Source organism: Methylomagnum ishizawai (genome assembly GCF_900155475.1).
Lineage (GTDB): Bacteria > Pseudomonadota > Gammaproteobacteria > Methylococcales > Methylococcaceae > Methylomagnum > Methylomagnum ishizawai_A.
In genome coordinates, this window is sequence record NZ_FXAM01000001.1 from 2137860 (window position 1) to 2152265 (window position 14406).

Annotated in this window: 16 protein-coding genes; 5 read left to right on the forward strand and 11 right to left on the reverse strand. The window is 66.0% G+C overall.

What is annotated here, in order from left to right; translation table 11 throughout:
- The first annotated feature begins 39 nt into the window (after nt 1-39).
- Nucleotides 40-1125 carry a protein-glutamate methylesterase/protein-glutamine glutaminase gene (locus tag B9N93_RS09555; protein WP_085213068.1) on the forward strand — a complete coding sequence of 362 codons (1086 nt, stop codon included), beginning with the start codon at nt 40-42 and terminating at the stop codon, nt 1123-1125.
- Here the strand turns inward: B9N93_RS09555 and B9N93_RS09560 are convergent.
- Entirely contained in the window at nt 1113-2066 is a 954-nt protein-coding gene (locus B9N93_RS09560; RefSeq protein ID WP_176225208.1) for a LysR substrate-binding domain-containing protein, read from the reverse strand. The two genes, B9N93_RS09555 and B9N93_RS09560, sit on opposite strands and share 13 nt — an antisense overlap.
- A gap of 285 nt (nt 2067-2351) precedes the next feature.
- Between B9N93_RS09560 and B9N93_RS09565 the strand changes: the two genes are divergently transcribed.
- Entirely contained in the window at nt 2352-3203 is an 852-nt protein-coding gene (locus B9N93_RS09565) for a sigma-54 interaction domain-containing protein (RefSeq protein ID WP_085213072.1), read from the forward strand.
- Nucleotides 3204-3255: 52 nt separating this feature from the next.
- On the opposite strand, the gene B9N93_RS09570 is transcribed toward B9N93_RS09565, so the two are convergent.
- The 3 genes from B9N93_RS09570 to fchA all read right to left on the reverse strand — a co-directional run bounded on the left by B9N93_RS09570 (nt 3256) and on the right by fchA (nt 4873).
- Nucleotides 3256-3945 (reverse strand): fumarylacetoacetate hydrolase family protein, encoded by a 690-nt coding sequence (locus B9N93_RS09570; protein ID WP_085213074.1) that lies wholly within the window; start codon nt 3943-3945, stop codon nt 3256-3258.
- Entirely contained in the window at nt 3942-4160 is a 219-nt protein-coding gene (locus tag B9N93_RS09575) for a hypothetical protein (RefSeq protein WP_085213076.1), read from the reverse strand. Before B9N93_RS09575 ends, B9N93_RS09570 begins: the two co-directional genes overlap by 4 nt.
- 89 nt (nt 4161-4249) lie before the next feature.
- Nucleotides 4250-4873 carry a methenyltetrahydrofolate cyclohydrolase gene (fchA, locus tag B9N93_RS09580; RefSeq protein ID WP_085213078.1) on the reverse strand — a complete coding sequence of 208 codons (624 nt, stop codon included), beginning with the start codon at nt 4871-4873 and terminating at the stop codon, nt 4250-4252.
- 189 nt (nt 4874-5062) lie between these two features.
- On the opposite strand from fchA, the gene B9N93_RS09585 reads away from it, so the two are divergent.
- Nucleotides 5063-5923 carry an NADP-dependent methylenetetrahydromethanopterin/methylenetetrahydrofolate dehydrogenase gene (locus B9N93_RS09585; RefSeq protein ID WP_085213080.1) on the forward strand — a complete coding sequence of 287 codons (861 nt, stop codon included), beginning with the start codon at nt 5063-5065 and terminating at the stop codon, nt 5921-5923.
- 111 nt (nt 5924-6034) lie between these two features.
- Here the strand turns inward: B9N93_RS09585 and B9N93_RS09590 are convergent, their stop codons facing one another.
- The 4 genes from B9N93_RS09590 to cysK all read right to left on the reverse strand — a co-directional run bounded on the left by B9N93_RS09590 (nt 6035) and on the right by cysK (nt 10838).
- Nucleotides 6035-7870, reverse strand: coding sequence for a family 2A encapsulin nanocompartment cargo protein cysteine desulfurase (locus B9N93_RS09590; protein ID WP_085213082.1), 1836 nt, complete (start codon nt 7868-7870; stop codon nt 6035-6037).
- A complete protein-coding gene (locus tag B9N93_RS09595; protein WP_085213084.1) occupies nt 7845-8774 on the reverse strand; it encodes a family 2A encapsulin nanocompartment shell protein in 930 nt (309 codons plus the stop codon). The genes B9N93_RS09590 and B9N93_RS09595 overlap by 26 nt, the downstream gene beginning before the upstream one ends.
- A 134-nt stretch (nt 8775-8908) precedes the next feature.
- Complete coding sequence (gene epsC, locus B9N93_RS09600) at nt 8909-9883, reverse strand: serine O-acetyltransferase EpsC (protein WP_085213086.1); 975 nt, start codon at nt 9881-9883, stop codon at nt 8909-8911.
- A complete protein-coding gene (cysK, locus tag B9N93_RS09605) occupies nt 9861-10838 on the reverse strand; it encodes a cysteine synthase A (protein ID WP_085213088.1) in 978 nt (325 codons plus the stop codon). The genes epsC and cysK overlap by 23 nt, the downstream gene beginning before the upstream one ends.
- 184 nt (nt 10839-11022) lie before the next feature.
- Here cysK and B9N93_RS09610 point away from each other — a divergent pair.
- Nucleotides 11023-12155 (forward strand): IS630 family transposase gene (locus tag B9N93_RS09610; RefSeq protein ID WP_125468899.1). Its coding sequence is split into 2 segments (ribosomal slippage): nt 11023-11455 and nt 11455-12155, totalling 1134 coding nucleotides; the frame shifts between segments, so codons are not numbered across the junction.
- Nucleotides 12156-12482: 327 nt separating this feature from the next.
- Complete coding sequence (locus tag B9N93_RS09615) at nt 12483-13634, forward strand: sigma-54 interaction domain-containing protein (protein WP_085216225.1); 1152 nt, start codon at nt 12483-12485, stop codon at nt 13632-13634.
- A 7-nt stretch (nt 13635-13641) separates the two neighbouring features.
- Here B9N93_RS09615 and B9N93_RS26825 read toward each other — a convergent pair whose 3' ends face one another.
- The 3 genes from B9N93_RS26825 to B9N93_RS09625 are packed head-to-tail and all read right to left on the reverse strand — an operon-like array spanning nt 13642 to nt 14401.
- On the reverse strand, nt 13642-13767 hold the full coding sequence (locus B9N93_RS26825) for a PIN domain-containing protein (RefSeq protein WP_217807350.1): 126 nt from the start codon (nt 13765-13767) through the stop codon (nt 13642-13644).
- A complete protein-coding gene (locus tag B9N93_RS25995; RefSeq protein ID WP_085213090.1) occupies nt 13764-14144 on the reverse strand; it encodes a hypothetical protein in 381 nt (126 codons plus the stop codon). Before B9N93_RS25995 ends, B9N93_RS26825 begins: the two co-directional genes overlap by 4 nt.
- Complete coding sequence (locus B9N93_RS09625; RefSeq protein ID WP_085213092.1) at nt 14141-14401, reverse strand: UPF0175 family protein; 261 nt, start codon at nt 14399-14401, stop codon at nt 14141-14143. Before B9N93_RS09625 ends, B9N93_RS25995 begins: the two co-directional genes overlap by 4 nt.
- Between the last annotated feature and the right edge of the window lie 5 nt (nt 14402-14406).

Consider the following 14406-nt stretch of genomic DNA (forward strand, 5'->3'; position numbering starts at 1 on the left):
CGAATTGGGCGGACCCATGCCGTCCGTAAAGGATTTATCATGAAACCCATCAATGTCTTGATCGTCGACGATTCCGCCGTGGTGCGCCAGATCGTCTCCGCCCTGGTGGCCCGCGACCCCTCGATCCAGGTGATGGCGGCGGTGTCCGATCCCATCCTGGCCATGGAGCGCATGAAGCGCCAATGGCCGGATGTCATCCTCCTCGATATCGAAATGCCGCGCATGGACGGCATCACCTTCCTCAAGAAGATCATGGAAGAGCGGCCCACCCCGGTGGTGATCTGCTCGACCCTGACCGAGCGCGGCGCGGAAACCACCTTGCAAGCCCTGTCGGCCGGCGCGGTCGGTATCCTGACCAAGCCCAAGCTGGGGCTCAAGAAATTCCTGGAGGAGTCCTCCATCGAGTTCATCGACGCGGTGAAGAGCGCCGCCCAGGCCAATCTGCGCCGGCTCGGGCCCACGCCCAGGCCGTCCGCCGCCGCGAACCCGGCGGCGGTGCCCCACGTCCCGCCGCCCGCGCCCAAATCCACCCCCGATTCCCGCGCCCTGGCCAGGACCACCGACCGCATCGTCGCCATCGGCACCTCGACCGGCGGCACCCAGGCGCTGGAAGTCTTGTTGACCGCCCTGCCCAGGGTGTCGCCGGGGTTGGTGATCGTCCAGCACATGCCCGAGCGCTTCACCGCCATGTTCGCCCAGCGCCTCGACGGCCTGTGCGCCATCGAGGTGCGAGAGGCCAAGGACGGCGACCGGGTGTTGCCGGGGCTGGCCTTGATCGCGCCGGGCGGGAAGCATATGCGGGTCAAGCTCAGCGGTGCCCAATATATGGTCGAAGTGCTGGACGGCCCCTTGGTCAACCGCCACCGGCCTTCGGTGGACGTGCTGTTCCGTTCGGTCGCCAAGTACGCCGGCAAGAACGCTTTGGGGATCATCATGACCGGCATGGGCGACGACGGCGCCAGGGGACTCAAGGAGATGCACGAGGCCGGGGCCGACACCATCGCCCAGGACGAGGACTCCTGCGTGGTGTTCGGCATGCCCAAGGAGGCGATCAAGCTGGGGGCGGCGGGGCGGGTGTTGACGCTGCGGGCCTTGGCTCCGGCGATCCAGGCCTATGGCGCGTAAAGCGCCGCGACCGCCGGATCATGCGGCGGTTCCAGCGTCCGCATGGCCCGCTTGACACCCTCCCTCAGCCAGTGATGGGCGGCGTCCTTTTCCCGCGCTTGGTGCCAGATCAGGAACACGGCCACCTCCGGGGCGGGATAGGGTAACGGGAAAATCTCCAAACCGAACCGCTCCGCGCACAGCGCCGCGAAGCGCTCGGGGAGTAGCGCCACCAGGTCGGTTTGTCCCACCACCGCAGGCAAGCCCAAGGCCGACCAGACTTCGATGGCCACCCGCGCCGGGAACGCCGCCATCGCGTCTTCGAGCGCATTGGGCCGGTCCTGGGGCGGATGCGGGTCGTAGCAGGCGACCTGCTCTTCGGCTTCCAGCATTTCCAAGGTCAATGGGCCACGCATCCGGGGATGGTCCCGCCGGGCGATGACGACCAATCTTTCCATTTCCAGCAGTCCATGCACCAGGGCCGGGTCGGGATAGCGCACATAATCGATGGCCAGGTCCAGGATGCCTTCCCGCAGCAGGCGGGGGATTTCCTCGGACTGTTCGAGCGGGCGGATCGATAGTGTCGCCCTGGGCGCTTCCCGCCGTATCCAATTGTGCAATCCCACCGCCAACAACACCCCGCCCCCATAGGGTGTCGCCACCTTGAACGCCCGTTCGGTCGATGCGGGATCGAACTCCCGGCCATGCTCCACCCCCTCCCGGATCAAGTCCAAAGCGCCGCGCACCTGTTTGTACAGGGCGTCGGCCGCGGGCGTGGGGTTCACGCCCCTGGAACCTCCGACCAGCAGCGGGTCTTTCAGCACATAGCGCAGACGGTTGACGGCGTTGCTGACCGCAGGCTGGGTCATGCCCAGCCGGGCGGCGGCGCGGGCTTGGTTGCGTTCCTCGTAGACCGCCTCGAAGACGGTGAACAAATTCAGATCGATACCCCTGAGATTCATGATGTGAATACCTGAATTATCATTATTGAATTGGTATTTTTGAAGCGAAATATTAATACTCATCACCCAGCCGCCAGTCCGGCGATAACCCAGGCAATTTTCCGCAGTACCGGGGATTTTAAAGTAAGGAATCCCGGTGCGGGCGGGTTTCTGGGTCGCGCAAACCAACCGTTCCATCAAGGGATATAACCTGGGGATACCAGGTTATGCCGAAGGCGTCGGCCCCCGTCGAGGCTTTTCCGGCGGGTCTGCCTTCCATCGCAACCGCAAACAGTGGGTGATTTTATGTTCGAATTGCTGCTCGGCCGCAACCCCGCCTTCCAAGCCTTGCTGCGGGATGCCCAGACCGCCGCCGCCGCCAACGTGACCGTGCTGATCGCCGGGGAAACCGGTACTGGTAAGGAGTTATTGGCCCAAGCCCTGCACCATCATAGCGCCCGCGCCGCTAAACCCTACGCCACGCTGAATTGCGCGGCGGTAGCGGAGGGGCTGGCGGAATCCGAATTGTTCGGCCACCGCCGGGGCGCGTTCACCGGGGCCGATGCCGATGGCACCGGGCGGCTGCGGGCGGCCCATGGGGGGACGCTGTTCCTGGACGAGGCCGATTCCCTGCCGCCCGCCTTGCAGGCCAAACTGCTGCGCTTCCTCGAAAGCGGCGAAATCCAGCCCTTGGGGGAAACCACCACCCGCAAGGTCGATGTGCGCCTCATCGCCGCGACCAACGCCGACCTGGAGGCCCAGGTCGCCTGTGGCTTGTTCCGCGCCGACCTCTACTACCGGCTGAACGTGCTGCCCTTGCGCATCCCGCCGCTTCGGCAACGCCCGGACGATGTGCCCTTGCTGGCGGGCCATTTCATGCGGCTGTTCGCGGCCCGTTACCAGCGGCGGGAGGCGGTGTTCAACGTGGATGCCATGATCGCCATGGCGGAATACGCCTGGCCGGGCAATGTCCGGGAATTGCGGAATGTGTGCGAGCGGTTGGCCATCTTCCGGGCCGGTGAAGTGGTCGGGGTCGGGGATTTACCGCCGGAGATACCGGGGTATTCCAGGCCGTACAGGCCGGTGGCCGGTTTTCCGGTGAAGGCGCGGGGGCGGGGGGCCGCCGGGTTCGGGATGGGGAAATACCGGGTGAATTGAGGGGGTGGGCCACTGTTTGCCTGCGCGGATGCGGAGGGACGGTGGCAACACTTCATGCCGCCGCCGCGACCCGTGCCTGCAATGCCAGCCCGTGGCCCAATAAACGGGCTTCCAGCGTATCCCCCGGCTGTAGGCGCGAGACGCCCTCGGGCGTGCCGGTGAAGATCAAATCCCCCGCCCGCAAGCTGAAATGGCGCGAAAGATAGGCGACGATCTCCCCGCAGCTGAACAGCATATCCCCGGTGTTCCCGGCTTGGCGCAGCAGGCCGTTGACCCGGAGTTCGAAGGCTAGCCGGGCCGGGTCGGCCACTTGCGCGGCGGGCAGGAACGGGCTGAGGGGACCGAAGCCGTCACAGCCCTTGGCGATGGCCCAGGGGTTGCCCTCGGCCTGGGCCTTGCGCTGCCAATCGCGGGCGGTGATGTCGATACCCAGGCCATAGCCCGCGATCCAGTCTTGGGCCGATTCTACCGGGACGTGGCGTCCGCCCCGGCCCAGCAGGATCACGATTTCCAATTCGTGCTGCACGTCCCGGCTGTCCGGCGGCAGGACCACCACGCCGCCGTCTTCCAGCAGCGAGGTCGCCGCCTTGAGGAAAACCACCGGCTCCGGTGGCGGTTCGTTACCGAGTTCACGGGCGTGGGCGGCGTAGTTGCGGCCTATGCCGAACACGGTGCCGACCGGCACCGCGCCCGTGCCTTGCAGGTGGACGGTGATGGGTGGAGGAGCCTGGAAAGCGCTCATGGCGGGGAATCCTGTGGATGGGTGGAAGCAGTCAAGGTGGAACGCGCCGCCGCCTCCCGCGCCGCGTGCTCGGACAGGCCGGCCTCGAACATCATCACCGCCATGCGTTCGGCGAAGGCGGTGGCGCGGTCGCCGTCCGGCATGGGCAAAGCCTGCGCCTTGGCCCAGGCGAACAGCCAGCGGATGTCTTTTTGGTGCTGGGGCAGTTCCTTCATGGCGGTGGCCGTGGATGGTTCACTGGCGGGCGAGTTTGGGCTTGCCTACCGGATTGCCCCGCGCAAACCCAAGTTCGCGCTCCAGCGTGTTAGAGCTTGCCTTTCACCAGGGCGTAGACCTCGCGGTCCATTTCCTCCATCCCCGCCATGATGCGGTCCAGTTCGGCCAGGCGCGAGGCGACGAATTCCCCATCTTTGATCGAACCCACGTTGACATGGACGTTCAGCGCCGAGCAGCGCAGGGCGGCGTAGCCCGCCGCCACCGCCGCTCCGGCGTCGCTGGCCACGTTGCGGTTGCCTTTTTCCGCCGCGATCCGGCTCAACCGCACGATTTCGGCGCAGGCGCGGGCGCAGTCCAAGGGCACGTCGGTGGCGGTCTTGAGCGCGGCCTGGATGGCTTCGGCGCGGGCTTGTTTCTGTGCGTCGGTATCCTTGGGCAGGGCGTAGGCGCCCATCACCTGCTTGAACGCCTCGACATCGGCCCGGATCAGGTCGGTGAGGCGGGCGCGGAGGCCGTCCGCCTGTTCCAGCATCGCCTTCATTTCTGCCTCGACCGCTTCGTAGTTCTTCTTGCCCACGGTCAGGTTGCCCACCATGCCCACCAGGGCGGCCCCCATGGCGCCCATGATCGCCGCCGCGCTGCCGCCGCCGGGGGTGGGTGCCTTGCTGGCCAGTGCGTCCAGGAAATGTTCGATGGGTTGGTCTTTGATCATGGGGTCGCTCCCTGTGGCCGGTACTGCGGAAAAAGGGCCGGATTATAAAGCACCCGACCCGGTCGGAAACCCGATTTGCAAGAGACGGGCCGCTGCGCTACCGTTGACAATCATCCCGGCCCAAGGCTCCGGCCCTGGGTGTCCATCTCCCCGACCGGATCGCTCCGGCCCCAGCTTACCGGCATGGTTATGAAAAAACTCCTGTTCCAGTTCGATACCGATACTTATCCGTCCGTATTCGATACCGTGGTGGCCTACGACGGCGGGGCCGACCAGGTCATCGGCCACGGTGGTTTGACGCCCGCGACCGTCGGTCCCTTGGTCGAGGGCACCATCTTCACCCGCGCCCCCAAGGACAAGAAAAACACCGCCATCTTCATCGGTGGCAGCAATATGGTGGCCGGACAGGATTTGCTGAAGGCGGTGAAGAAGAAGTTCTTCGCCGATTTCCGGGTCTCGGTGATGCTGGACAGCAACGGCAGCAACACCACGGCGGCGGCGGGCGTCGCCAAGCTCCTAGGCAGCGGGGCCATCGCCGGGAAGCGTGCCGTGGTGCTGGCCGGGACCGGACCCGTGGGCCAACGGGCGGCGGTGATGCTGGCCCGCGAGGGCGCGGCGGAGGTCGCCATCACTTCCCGCTCCCTGGCCCGCGCCGAACAGGCTTGCCAGGATATGAAGGCGCGGTTCGGGGTCGATCTGGTGCCGGTCGAGGCCTTCGACGGCGATGCGCGGGGCCGGGCCATCGCGGAGGCCCAGATCGTGTTCGCGGCGGGCGCGGCGGGGGTGGAACTCCTGGAAGCCCGGCACTGGCAGGACAACCCGCATATCGAACTGATGGCCGACGCCAACGCCACTCCGCCCATCGGCATCGGCGGCACCGATATGATGGACCGGGGCGCGCTGCGCGAGGGCAAGATCGTGTGGGGGGCTATCGGTTTCGGCACTTTGAAGCTGGCCTTGCACCGGGCTTGCATCGCCCAGTTGTTCGAGTCCAATAATCAAATTCTCGACGCCGAGGAAATCTTCGCCATCGCCAAAGCCATGGCCTGAGCGTCATCCGGCGGAACTCCCGTAGCCCTTCCACCAAAGCATTCCCACCCCGATCCAGGAAAAAAGCCGATGGCCTGTCAAGGCGCATCGGCTTTTATCGGCGCGGTTCAATCAGCGGCGCAGGCCATGGCTCCCCCCCTGTATCCGGCGCACGGTATCCACCAGGGTGTCGATCTCTTCGCGGGTGTTATAGAACGCCAGCGAAGGCCGCACCGTCGCCTCCTGCCCGAAACGGCGCAGGATGGGCTGGGCGCAATGATGGCCGGAGCGCACCGCGATCCCTTCGCGGTTCAGCGCCTCGCCCACTGCCTCCGGGCGGAACCCCCGCAGTACGAAGGACAACACCCCGGCCTTGTCCGGCGCGGTGCCGATCAGGGTCAAACCGGGCACGCCCAATAAGCCCTCGGTGGCATAGCACAGCAGTTCATGCTCGTAACGCTGGATATTGTCGATGCCGATCCGCGCGACATAATCCAGGGCCGCGCCCAATCCCACCGCGTCGGCGATATTGCCGGTCCCGGCCTCGAAACGGGCGGGCGCTCCGTGGTAGACCGTTAGCTCGAAGGTCACGTCCTGGATCATATTGCCGCCGCCCTGCCAAGGCGGCATGGCGTTGAGCAGGTCCAGCTTGCCATAGACCGCCCCGATCCCGGTTGGCCCGAACACCTTGTGGCCGGAAAACACATACCAATCGCAATCCAGCGCCTGCACATCGGCCCGCATATGCGAAACCGCCTGCGCCCCGTCCAGCAAGACCCGCGCCCCGTGGCGGTGGGCGATTTCGATCATTTCCTTCGCGGGCGTCACCGTGCCCAGCGCGTTCGAAACCTGGGAGAACGCCACCAGCTTGGTGCGGGCGTTGAACAGGCGTTCGTATTCGTCCAACCGGATTTGGCCGCGCTCGTCCACCGGCGCGACCCGCAGCCTGGCCCCGGTTTCGGCGCATAGCCGCTGCCAGGGCACGATATTGGCGTGGTGTTCCAGCCAGCTGATGACGATCTCGTCGTCCTTGCCGAGATGGCGGCGGCCCCAGCTTTGGGCGATCAGGTTGATGCCTTCGGTGGTGCCGCGCACGAACACGATCTCGTCGCTGCTGGCGGCGTTGAGGAACCGGGCGACCTTGTCCCTGGCCGCCTCGTAGGCGTCGGTGGCGCGCGCCGCCAACTCGTGGGCCGCCCGGTGGATGTTGGAGTTTTCGTGGGCATAGAAATACGCGAGCCGGTCGATCACCGCCTGGGGCTTTTGGGTGGTGGCGGCGTTGTCCAGCCAGATGAGGGGGCGTCCATGCACGCGTTCCTGGAGGATGGGAAAATCCCGGCGCACGGCCAGTACATCGAAGCCCGGATGGGCGGAGGTCTGGCTGGGGCCGGGGCCGGACCCAGGACGGGCCGGTTCGGGCTGGGAGGCTCCCGAGGTCGAGTGGAGTTCGTCGAGGAAGTAGAAAGAGAGGGCCGATAGCTCGCCCCCGCCGGTCATGGGCGAACCCTGGGGTGGCGTCCAGCCGGTTCCTGCGGGTTGGGAGCCGGGCACGCCCGACCGTTCGCCCGGCGAGGGAATATCCGCCAGTTCCGGGAACTCGAATTCCCCGTCGCGGGTTTTGAGTGCCACCAAGGGCGCGGAGCGCGGCGGCGGCGGTTGGGTTGCACGCAGGAAATACAGCGGCGCTGCGCCCTCGTCGCCGCTGGGCGCGGTGGCGAGCGCCGCCGGTTGCTGGCCGGAGCCGCCCGCCAGGACGGCGGGCAGCTTGCGGAAGTCGGCTTCGTCGGGCAAATCCCCCAGCGGCGCGGCGGACGTGGCCGCCGGTGCCACGTTCAGGGCCGACCCGCCGGAGGCTCCCGGCAGGGCGGCGAAGAACTCGTTGGCGAGCCGGGCCAACACCGCCGGATCGGGCAAGCCGGACGGCGCCGCCGCACCGGGCGGATTAGCGGTATTCAGGCTGGTAATCATGGTACTTGCCCACATCGACGTTTTCGAGCACGGCCAGGGCGTCCTCGGTCAGGACGGCCAGCGAGCAGTACAAAGACACCAGATAGGAGGCGATGGCCTTGCGGCTGATGCCCATGAATTTCACCGATAGCCCCAAACCCTGCTCGCCCGGCAAGCCCGGTTGATACAGGCCCACCACGCCCTGGCGGCTCTCGCCGGTCCTGAGCAGGAGGATTTTGGTCTTGCCGTCCTCGACCGGCACCTTGTCGCAGGGCACCAGTGGCAAGCCGCGCCAGGTCAGGAACGGCGAGCCGAACAGGTTGGCGGTGGGTGGCGGCACGCCGCGGCGGGTGCATTCGCGGCCAAAGGCGGCGATGGCCTTGGGGTGGGCCAGGAAGAAGGCCGGTTCCTTCCACACCTTGGTGATGAGTTCGTCCAGGTCATCCGGGGTGGGCGGGCCGGACAGGGTGGAGATTTTCTGGTCGGGGTGGACGTTGTTGAGCAGGCCGTATTCCGGGTTGGTGAGCAACTCGTTTTCCTGGCGCTCCTTGATGGTTTCGATGGTGAGGCGCAGTTGTTCCTTGATCTGGTCGTGCGGGCTGCCGTAGAGGTCGGACACGCGGGTATGCACGTCCACCACCGTGGTCACGGCGCTGAGGAAATATTCCCTGGGGTTCTCGTCGTAATCGACGAAGGTTTCCGGCAGGTCGCGCTCGTCGCGCTGGGAGCAGGCGGTCAGCACGCGGGAAGCGTCCTTGACCTTGTTGAGGCGGTAGATACCGGCCTCGACCCCGATCCAGGGCAGCAAGTGGACCAGCCAGCGCGGCGTGATCGTGGTGAGCTGGGGAACGGTCTTGGTGGCGTTGGCGAGTTGGCGGGCGGCGGCATCGCCTAGCGCCCGTTGGATGTCTTGGTTTTCTGCCATAGTGGTTCGCTCTGGTTTTTGTGGCGGTTGTCCGCGTGGGGCGCGGGCACCGGGAGTGGCCCTGGGGCCGGGTGGGGCGCGGTGCGCCCCGGACGCATTCCCACGCGGCGCGTGGGAACGAGAAAGCTGGGGGATTAAATCCCGGCCCCGCCGTCGAAGACTTCGTTGCGGGCCTGGGCCTGGGTGATATTGCTGTTGGGCGGCACGTTGCGGGTTAGCCAGACATTGCCGCCGATGGTCGAACCCCGGCCCAGGGTGATGCGGCCCAGGATGGTGGCCCCGGCGTAGATCACCACGTCGTCTTCCACGATGGGATGGCGGGCGTTGCCCTTGAGCAGGACGCCGTTCTCGTCCACCGGGAAGCGCTTGGCCCCGAGGGTGACGGCTTGGTACAAGCGCACCCGCTGGCCGATGAGGGCGGTCTCGCCGATTACCACCCCGGTGCCGTGGTCGATGAAGAAACTGCCGCCGATGGTGGCTCCCGGATGGATATCGATGCCGGTGGCGGAATGGGCGATTTCGGCGATCATGCGGGCGACCAAGGGCACGCCCAGCCGGTGCAGTTCATGGGCGAGCCGGTGGCAGGTGACGGCGGCGATGCCGGGATAGCACACCAAGACCTCGTCCACGCTGCGGGCGGCGGGGTCGCCTTGGTAGGCCGCTTCCAGGTCGCTTTCCAGCAGGGCGCGGACCGGGGGCAAACGGGCGGCGAAGCGGCGGACGATGTCCAGGGCGCGGGCATCGCCGTCGGCGTCCACGGTGCCCGCTTGTTCGGCGGCGAAGCGCAATTCCCGCCGCACCTGGCCCAGCAAGGCCCGGAGATGGGCGTCCAGGGTGTGGCCCACGAAATAATCCACCCCTTCCAAGGACAGGTCGCCATGACCCAGCCGGTTGGGGAACAGGGCGGTGGCGAGGCCGTCCACGATCTCCACCAAGACCTTGCGCGAGGGCAATTGGGGCGGGCGGCGCTCGCGCCGGCGGCTTTCCAGGGAAAGCTCGCGCAAGGCCCGCAACTCGGCGACGATGGTCTCGATATCGAATTGGGACGGGGACTCGGACACGGGGGCGGTCCGCTGGTGCAAGGGATCAAGCCGCGAATCCGTGAGCATCGAACACCCCCTCGAATAACACCGAACTCAGATAACGCTCGCCGGAATCCGGCAGCACCACGACGATGGTCTTGCCCGCGTGTTCGGGCCGCTGGGCCAGCCGCACCGCCACGGCGGCGGCGGCCCCGCAGGAAATCCCCGAGAGGATGCCTTCCTCGCGGGTCAGGCGGCGGGCGAACTCGATAGCTTCTTCGTTGCTTACCCGCTCCACGGCGTCCACCAGCGCCAAATCCAACACCTCCGGCACGAAGCCCGCGCCGATGCCCTGGATTTTGTGGGGGGCGGGCTGCAAAGGCTCGCCGGCCCGCTTTTGGCTGAGGACCGGGCTGGCGGCGGGTTCCACCGCCACCGACAGGATCGGCTTGCCCTTGGCGTGTTTGATGTAGCGCGACACCCCGGTGATGGTGCCGCCGGTGCCGACCCCGGACACCAAAATATCGATGGCCCCCCCGGTGTCGTCCCAGATTTCCGGGCCGGTGGTGGCTTCGTGGATGGCCGGGTTGGCCGGGTTCTTGAACTGTTGCAGTAATACGTAGCGCTCCGGGTCGGAAGCGGCGATTTCCTCGGCCTTGGCGATGGCCCCGGCCATGCCTTTGGACCCTTCGGTCAGGACCAGCTTGGCCCCGTAGGCGATCAGGAGCTTGCGGCGTTCCAGGCTCATGGTTTCGGGCATGGTCAGGGTCAGGGGGATGCCCCGCGCCGCCGCCACGAAGGCCAGGGCGATGCCGGTATTGCCGCTGGTCGGTTCCACCAGGGCCTTGCCCGGACCCAACAGGCCGCGCCGCTCGGCGTCCCAGACCATGGCGGCCCCGATCCGGCATTTCACCGAATAGGCGGGATTGCGGCCTTCGATCTTGGCGAGCACGGTCGCCCGCGCCCCGTCGGTGACGCGGTTGAGTCTGACCAAGGGCGTATGGCCGATGGCGTGCGAGTTGTCTTCGTACCAGTGCGGCATGGCGATCTCCGTTGACGTGGTGCCTGGGCGTGCGGTTGCGGCCAAAAAAAACCAGCGTTCCATGGCGGGAGACGCTGGCTTCCGGTGGTCCGGTCGGCACTAGTGCAGCATCACGCCTAGGTTGCCGGGTCTAAGGCTTGAAGGTTTGGCGGGCATTGCCAAACCGAGGGACCGGAGGTGTGAGATGGCGAAGCGATACCGGGTGACGCTCACCGCCGAGGAGCGGGGCGATTTGAAGGGGTTGATCGGGAGTGGCAAAGGCGCGGCGCGGAAGCTGGCCCATGCCCGCATCCTGTTGCAGGCCGACGAGGCCGAGGGCGGTCCGGGCCGCACCGACGCCGGGATAGCGGAGGCGTTGAACGTGGACGTCCGCACGGTGGAGCGGGTACGGCAACGTTTCGTGGAGCAGGGCATTGAAGCCGCCTTGGTGCCCAAACCGACCGACCGGGTGTACGCCCGCCTGCTGGACGGGGAGCAGGAGGCGCGGCTGATCGCGCTGGCCTGTTCCGAGCCGCCCGGGGGCAAGCCGCGCTGGACGCTGCGGTTGCTGGCGGACCGGATGGTCGAACTGGACTACGCCGAAACCGTGTCCTACGAAACCGTGCGGCGCACGCTCAAAAAAACGAGCTCAAGCCCCACCTCCGCAAGATGTGGGTCATCCCGCCCAAGGCCTCGGCCGAGTTCGTAGCCGACATGGAGGACGTGCTGGAGGTCTACCGGCGGCCCTACGACCCCAGGCTGCCGGTGGTCTGCTTGGACGAGTCCTTCGTCCAGTTGGTGGGCGAGGTGCGCGAACCCCTGCCGATGGGGCCCGGCCAGCCGGAGCGCTACGACAGCGAGTACGTCCGCAACGGGGTGGGCAGCCTGTTCATGGCCTTCGAGCCCCTGGCGGGATGGCGCGAGGCCCGGGTCACCGAGGGCCGGACCCGCAAGGACTTCGCCGGAATCGTCCGGGACCTGGTCGATGGACGCTACCGGGACGCGGACAAGGTCGTGGTGGTCATGGACCAGTTGAACACGCACTCGGCGGCCAGCCTGTACGAGGCCTTCCCGCCGGAGGAAGCCCGGCGGATCGCCGAGCGCTTGGAGATCCACCACACGCCCAAGCACGGCAGTTGGCTGGACATGGCCGAGATCGAACTGAGCGCCCTGGCCCGCGACCTGCCCGAGCGCGTCGGCCAACGGGACGACCTGGTCCGCCACGTCGCCGCCTGGACAGAGCGCCGCAACCAAACCCAGGTCAAGGCCAATTGGCAATTCACCACCGCCGACGCCCGCATCAAGCTCCGCAAGCTCTACCCCACATTCGACGGGTGACAGAGCACTAGGGAGGGCGGCGCGGTGGGATTCGGGAATCCTGGGCACCGCCGACGGCTTCGGGGGAAACTTTAATCGAAGTTTTATATGCTGCGAAAGAATCAAAGATGATTCTTTAATTCTTTTTTGTTATTAAAGCGACTCTGCCGGATCGGGGCTGGCTACGGTCTCTTGATTTTTTATAACCTTTGAGAATTAAAGAAGACGTTTTTATTATTTTTGATGTGGATCGCTGTTGCTATAGTCGCCATCTGCAAGCCCGGCCCGGTCGGTTTCCTGTCCGCCGGTTGATTGTTTTTTGGGAATCCCTCGCTCAAAACCATGGACATGCTAGCCACAGACGCCTTTTCCACCCCCATCACCGAAGCCTTGTTCCACGAGTTCCGCGGTTCTACGGAGCATGACCGCACCCCGCCGGTGCTGACCTTCCCGGAACCCAGGGCTTTGAGCCTATCCATCCGCGCTACCGCCTTGGTGTTTGAAGACCCGCGCTCGCAAGCGCTGTTCGCCCGGCTCGAACGCATCGCGCCCAGCGAGGCCAGCGTCCTGGTGATTGGCGAAACCGGCACCGGCAAGGAACTGGTGGCCCGCCAGGTCCACGCCCTGAGCCGCCGCGCCGGTGGGCCGTTCGTGGCGGTGAATTGCGCGGCCCTACCGGAAACCTTGATTGAAAGCGAGTTGTTCGGCCACGAGAAGGGCGCCTTCACCGGGGCGGTGCAGGCCAAATCAGGCTGGTTCGAGACCGCCCACGGCGGCACCTTGTTCCTGGACGAGATCGGCGATTTGCCGCTGGGCGTGCAAGTCAAGCTGCTGCGGGTGTTGCAGGAGCGCGAGATCGTGCGGGTCGGTTCGCGCCAGCCCACGCCCATCGACGTGCGCTTGATCGCCGCCACCCATGTCAACCTGGAACAGGCGGTCCGGGCCGGTACCTTCCGCGAAGATTTGTTCTACCGGCTCAATGTCGCGCCGCTGGACCTGCCGCCCCTGCGCGAAAGACCGGGCGATATCCTGCCCTTGGTCCTGCATTTCCTGCGGGTCTATGCGGAGCGGTTGGGGCGGAGCGGGGTGTCCTTGACCCAGGAGGCGGCGCGGCGGCTCCAGGAATACGAATGGCCGGGCAATATCCGCGAGTTGGAGAACGTCATCCACCATGCCCTGTTGGTTTGCGCCGGGTCCGCGCTGAAACCCACGGACCTGCATTTTTCCTCGACCTCGTTCCAGCGCCCGGCCCCGCTGGCGGAACCCCAGGCCGACAGCGGCGAATTGCGGCGGGTGCTGTTCCGCCTGTTCGAGCAAGCCCCGCCCAATCTGATGGAAACCATCCAGGAGACCCTGATCCGCTCGGCCTACGATTATTGCGAGCATAACCAGGTGCATACCGCCCGCTTGCTGGATATCAGCCGCAATATCCTCCGGGCGCGGCTAGCGCGGTATGGTTTGATCGGGGTGGCGGAGAAGGCGGAGCCGGTGGAGGTGTAGCGCCCGGCTAGCGGTGGCCTGGGTTGGATTGTTCGCGGGCCAGCCGCAAAGCTTCCGCGTGTAGCGCATCGCCGATATAAAAACCGGCCTTATGGCGTAGCGCATCCAGGCAAGGGCCGATTTCGGCGATCAGGCTTTGGCGGCGAGCAGGATTCCCAAGACGCCCACCGGCTTCAAACCGAGGCCCAGGGCTTTATGCCTGCCGTCCCGCTCGTCCAGCAAGATCAAAGAAGCTTTGAGTTCCAAAGCCAGGGCGATGCTTTCGGCCTCACCGGGGTCGAGGTCTTGACGGAGGGCCGCGACCAAGGCGCGGTTGCCCGGCGTATGGCGTTGAATCCAATCCGCATTCGCGACCTCGTGGCGGCCCGGCCAAATTTTCCCGGCGAAATTCAATTCCGCCCAAACAGCTTCCGCGATATGCAGCGAGCCATAAAGCGCCCGTAGCACGCCGAACTGGCCGATGGCGGCCAGATTGGTCAAGGGCGAGGTGTCGCTGACCACCAGGCTCATGGCAGTGTTGCGCCGGATTCGAGCAGGCTGGCCCAATCTTCGTGCAAATCCTCCACGTCGTAATGGGGCGGTATCCGCCGCGAGGCCAGCAGTTGCCGGAACTCCCACAAGGACAGGCCCGCGAGTTCACGGGCCTTGCCGATGGCGAGCCGCTTTTGGGCGTAGAGCGCGACGGCCAATTCACACTTGAGATCGTCCACGGACAGACGGGCCGAATCGAGGATATCCTGTGGAATAGCGAGCTGGGTTGTGGTCATGGGCT

Excerpts from the sequence above, each read along its gene's own strand:
- B9N93_RS09555 (WP_085213068.1), top strand. The coding sequence starts at position 40 with ATGAAACCCATCAATGTCTTGATCGTCGACGATTCCGCCGTGGTGCGC.
- B9N93_RS09560 (WP_176225208.1), bottom strand. The coding sequence starts at position 2,066 with ATGAATCTCAGGGGTATCGATCTGAATTTGTTCACCGTCTTCGAGGCG.
- B9N93_RS09565 (WP_085213072.1), top strand. The coding sequence starts at position 2,352 with ATGTTCGAATTGCTGCTCGGCCGCAACCCCGCCTTCCAAGCCTTGCTG.
- B9N93_RS09570 (WP_085213074.1), bottom strand. The coding sequence starts at position 3,945 with ATGAGCGCTTTCCAGGCTCCTCCACCCATCACCGTCCACCTGCAAGGC.
- B9N93_RS09575 (WP_085213076.1), bottom strand. The coding sequence starts at position 4,160 with ATGAAGGAACTGCCCCAGCACCAAAAAGACATCCGCTGGCTGTTCGCC.
- fchA (WP_085213078.1), bottom strand. The coding sequence starts at position 4,873 with ATGATCAAAGACCAACCCATCGAACATTTCCTGGACGCACTGGCCAGC.
- B9N93_RS09585 (WP_085213080.1), top strand. The coding sequence starts at position 5,063 with ATGAAAAAACTCCTGTTCCAGTTCGATACCGATACTTATCCGTCCGTA.
- B9N93_RS09590 (WP_085213082.1), bottom strand. The coding sequence starts at position 7,870 with ATGATTACCAGCCTGAATACCGCTAATCCGCCCGGTGCGGCGGCGCCG.
- B9N93_RS09595 (WP_085213084.1), bottom strand. The coding sequence starts at position 8,774 with ATGGCAGAAAACCAAGACATCCAACGGGCGCTAGGCGATGCCGCCGCC.
- epsC (WP_085213086.1), bottom strand. The coding sequence starts at position 9,883 with ATGCTCACGGATTCGCGGCTTGATCCCTTGCACCAGCGGACCGCCCCC.
- cysK (WP_085213088.1), bottom strand. The coding sequence starts at position 10,838 with ATGCCGCACTGGTACGAAGACAACTCGCACGCCATCGGCCATACGCCC.
- B9N93_RS09615 (WP_085216225.1), top strand. The coding sequence starts at position 12,483 with ATGCTAGCCACAGACGCCTTTTCCACCCCCATCACCGAAGCCTTGTTC.
- B9N93_RS25995 (WP_085213090.1), bottom strand. The coding sequence starts at position 14,144 with ATGAGCCTGGTGGTCAGCGACACCTCGCCCTTGACCAATCTGGCCGCC.
- B9N93_RS09625 (WP_085213092.1), bottom strand. The coding sequence starts at position 14,401 with ATGACCACAACCCAGCTCGCTATTCCACAGGATATCCTCGATTCGGCC.